Raw genomic sequence first — 4,370 nt, 5'->3', positions numbered from 1 at the left:
CTATCGGGGAGTCCTTTTTTTGTCCATAGCTATAAGCTCTTTATCCACTGGCAGAGCCAGTGGTTCTTTAAGCAATAGAAAGAGAGCGCCGGGCAGATGCCCGGCGCTCTCTTGTTGGTCTCCTGTGTCCTGTGTCTGTTTTGCCGCTTAGCCGGCGCCGCCGACATCACTAATCTTCAGCTCCAGAGTCACAGTCTCACCGTTGATGGTAAAGGTGAAGCTCTCGCTGCCGTCGCTCAGACCGGTCTCTGCCTTAGTGGCCACAGCGCTCACCAGGGTAGTGTCCTCATCATTCTCCCAGTTGCTGCCCTTGCGGCCAGACTCACTTTCCCAAGTATAGTCCTTGCTGTCATAGCTGATGGTGGTCACGCTCTTGCCCTCGTCAATCCGCCAGATAGCGCCCAGCAGGCGGGCCAGATCGGCGGTAGCGCGGGTGGGATTCTCGTCGTCGCCACCTTTTTTAGTAAAATCATCCTGGCTGCCGGTGTAGGTCACCGTAGTCCCAGAAATTGCAGGGGTATGGGTGTACGTATAGGCGGGGTCGTACTGATAGTCAAGCGCCCACTGGAGGACTGTGGCAACATCGGCCTTCCAGGCGCTATCACGCCAAGTGTAAGTGCCGGCCTTCATGTCGCCGCTCATAGTACCCAGAACCAGCGTAGAGGTGGTATCTGTGCCCTTCAGAGTACCATTTACAGTCAGCTTAGAGCCCTCAGCAACGGTCAGAGTCGTCTCCTTAGGAATCGTCACGGTCGTACCCTCAGGAATCGTGACACCGTCGTTGCTGCTCAGCGTAACGCTGTCCGCCAGGGTGATCTGCTTGATACCGGCAGTAATAGCCTCCTTCAGGCTATCCTCACTATTGACAACAAAAGGAGTGGTGCTCCGGGTCACGGTAGCGCCGGTATAGGCAATCACTTTTCCGGTGCTGTCCTTCCAGGTAAAGGTGTAGGTGAAGGAGCTGTCCTCCACTGCTCCGCCCTCAGTGGTCGCGAAGGAGAGGTAATCAATGTAGTAGGTCTTGTCGTCCTTCTTGAAGATGTCGCCGTAATTTCCAGTAGATTCGCTGCCCAGCTTGAAGGTCAGGTTTTCAGCCTCAACTCCCTGATAGCCCGTGCTGGTCACGATCAGCTCAGCGGCATCCTTGGGGGCTTCAAAGGCAAAGCCCACATAGAGCTTATCGCCGTGGGTCAGATACCCCTTGTTGGTATTGTTATCACTGTTGCTCACGTAGCTCAGCACGGCCTTCTGGTCCACCGCGATGGAGCCGGTGCCGGAGCCAGAGGTCACAGTCGCGCCAGCCTTAGCATACTCCTCAGAATAGCTGAACTCGGGCGCAACACCCGCAACGCCATCAGGACGCACCTCAACATTCTGATCCGTCAGGGCGACATACTTAGCATAGACGGTAGTATTGGCACTAACGGAAGTGCTCTTGGTAAACTCCTTCTCATCGCTGTTGTCCATATAGTACCAGCCAGCAAAGACCATGTTGTCCTTAGTCGGAGCAGCAGGGAAAGAACCCTCAGCAACCTGGCCGTTTGCCTCAACCATCACAGAGGCAAGAAGGCTGCCATTCTGGTCGTCAAGGAATTCCACTTTGTTCTTGCCCTGAATGGTGACGCCAGCGGCGTTGAAGGTCAGGGTCACAGTGTCCTGCACACGGTCATTGGCATCCAGCAGCTGTACCTCATAGCTGGTGTTCAGCATCTGCTTCGCAGTATCATCATAGAACTTCGCATTGAGAAGCATTGCTTTGTCCAGACCCGCGACAGTGAAGTCAGTCAGGGCGTAGGTACTCACACCAGTTTTTATCTTTTTAATCACGCCGTCGGGATCAGTGACGTTGAAACCATAGAGGATATACCCGTTCGAGGTGGTTGTATCGGTGGCATCCAGCTTGTCAGTGGTGGTCTCGCCGGTCAGCGTCATGGTGTTCCCGGAGACAGCAGCAGTCAGGCCCAGTCCATCCGCAGTCTTATGGCGAATAGGCTGAGAAGCGTCATCATAGGCCTTCAGCAGTTCCTCAGGCAGCTCGCTCAGCATAGTGGTGGCATAGCTCTTAAAGGTCACATCAAAGGACACAATATAAGTAGTGGTGCTCTCACCGTTCTTGACCACTACATAGCCGCCCTTGCTCAGATCCTCATCTTTCAGGCCGAAGTAGACGGTGTTGTAAGTCTTTCCGCCCTCTTCATAGGTACGACCAGCAACCGATTCCACCGGAGAACCCAGGTCAGCGGGAACAGAACCGAAGCCAGCATAGTAGGTGTTACCCTCTTTGGCCTCAATGCCAAAACCAACCCAGTAGTCAGAAACCTGACTTGTATTATTGTGCATCATCAGATCTCTGGCCGTAATAGTCACATTAATAGTGTCGCCATTGACGATACCAGACACACTGTAATTGTTGGCCAGCTTCTCACTGGGGATTGCATTGTCAGCAGCCTGGTCAACCAGAGGAGCCTTCACAATCTGAGCATAGGACACCACAGGGCCAGTAGAACCGCTGCCGGTGGAACCGCCGCTGGTGGTGTTGTCCTTAATCTCCTCACCCTGGCTGTTGGTGGGGTTCTTGGTGCCCTCGGCCACGTCCACGGTGGAGGGCTTGGTGCCGTCCAGAACCACGTTGTCGGCATTGATCTCAGCCTTGGAGACAGTGCCCTTGTTGTCCACCTTCACTGCATCATTGGCGGTCAGAGTGGAAATAGTACCGTTGTTGGTCACAGTGGCGACATCGTTGGCCTCCAGCGTGCTCACCGTACCGCTGTTGGTCAGGCTCGCCGCGGCGTTAACCTCCACCGTATCAACGGTCACGCCCTGGGCGATCTCCACGCTGCCGGCCGCATTGACGGTCATGGTGTCCACCTTGCTGGCGCCCTCAACAGACACCTCGGCAGTGCCGTCCACCTTCAGGCTGTCGGCAGTCAGGTCCTTGGCGGTCACAGTGGAGCCGGCGCTTCCGGCGGCCACAACCACACCGGCAACCTGACCGGAGAGCTCAACCTCGCCGGCGGCGGCATTCACGACCACAAAACCGTTGGCGTTTTCCACCGTGTAGGCGCCGGGCTCGCTGATATAGCTCACAATAGCCTTGTCCAGCAGCGCCATGGTGGAAGCGCGGTCGATGTTCATGCCGGGCTGGATGCTGCCGTCGCCGCTGCCGGAGATAATCCCCATCTCAGCCAGAGGCGCCATATAGCCGGCCGCCCAGTCGGCCACAGCCGCGCCGTCGGTAAAACTGCTCATGTCGGGATTCGCCTCAGGCGTGACGCCCATGGCGCGGCCAAACATGACCATAGTCTCCTGACGGCTGATCACAGACAGAGGATTGGCGCTGACGCCATCACCCTGCATGATGCCCGCAGCGGTGCACTTGAGAATGGCATCTGCGTACCACTCGTCGCCCCGCAGGTCGGCGTAGACATTGGGCGCCTTCTCAGTCAGGCCGAACATATTGACGAAAATCTGGGCCAGCTCGGCGCGGGTAAGGGTTGCAGTGGGGTTGAAATTGCCGTTCTCGTCTCCGCTTACAACACCTGCCGCGCCCCACCGGTCGATAGACTCGCTTGCCCAGCTGCCCTCTGCGTCAGGGAAGTTCGGTTCCGTGTTCTCTGCGGCCATGGCCGGAAGTGACAGCATAGATGCCACCATCGCTCCCGACAAGGCCAGGGATAAGCCTTTCTTTGCGTTCATGTTAGTTCCTCCTGTTCTGTAACTTGTTTCTGCCTGCCGTTTTTATACAGGCTGTTTGAGCTTTCGGGGGCCTTGCTCCATGTGGGAAAAACGCCTCCTCCACTCCGCTGCGCTCCTCTTCGGTTTCACAGTTACACTTCCATATCGACAGCTGAACGAGTTTTGTAACCCTTTGGCAGAAATACTGCCAAATTTTTAAATCACCCCATCCGTCCTCTATACTTAACCCGAGGTGATTTCTGTGACTTTCCCCACGATTCGTGCGTTGCGTGAGGACCACGATTGGACGCAGCAGCAAGTGGCTGACATGCTCTATCTCAACCGGCGAACCTATTCCGCCTACGAAAACGGCGTCAATTCGATTACCCCTGAATTGCTCATTCAACTGGCTGCGCTTTACAAAACCAGTGTAGACTATCTTTTAGGCCTAACCGATGTGAAGAAACCTTATCCCCGAAAAGGTCAGCTGTCTTCGTTTTAGAGCGCTCCTTTGCTTCTATTGTTAATTCCCACTAAACCAGTATAACAAATTTCTTTATCACTTCAACCGGTAAAATTTTCTCTCTATTTTCCCTGCTTTCTTATATTTTTTATATCAGAGTCACAACCTCCGGCTAAGCCGGAGGCTTGATTAAGCCCTATAAGGGCATAATACAGACAATACCCCTAAAGGG

At 54.8% G+C, this 4,370-nt stretch carries 2 protein-coding genes; one reads left to right on the top strand and one right to left on the bottom strand.

Annotated elements, in window-relative coordinates; all coding sequences use genetic code 11:
• Positions 1 to 147: 147 nt before the first annotated feature.
• Complete coding sequence (locus Q0K06_RS13830) at positions 148 to 3,696, bottom strand: S-layer homology domain-containing protein (RefSeq protein ID WP_294553742.1); 3,549 nt, start codon at positions 3,694 to 3,696, stop codon at positions 148 to 150.
• Positions 3,697 to 3,928: 232 nt separating this feature from the next.
• Here Q0K06_RS13830 and Q0K06_RS13825 point away from each other — a divergent pair, with 232 nt between their 5' ends.
• A complete protein-coding gene (locus Q0K06_RS13825) occupies positions 3,929 to 4,177 on the top strand; it encodes a helix-turn-helix transcriptional regulator (RefSeq protein ID WP_365925998.1) in 249 nt (82 codons plus the stop codon).
• Positions 4,178 to 4,370: the final 193 nt, after the last annotated feature.

The organism is uncultured Pseudoflavonifractor sp., from assembly GCF_944387805.1.
Lineage (GTDB): Bacteria > Bacillota > Clostridia > Oscillospirales > Oscillospiraceae > Pseudoflavonifractor.
The sequence above is the reverse complement of the archived record's forward strand: the minus strand, read 5'-3'. Positions and strand labels throughout refer to the sequence as shown.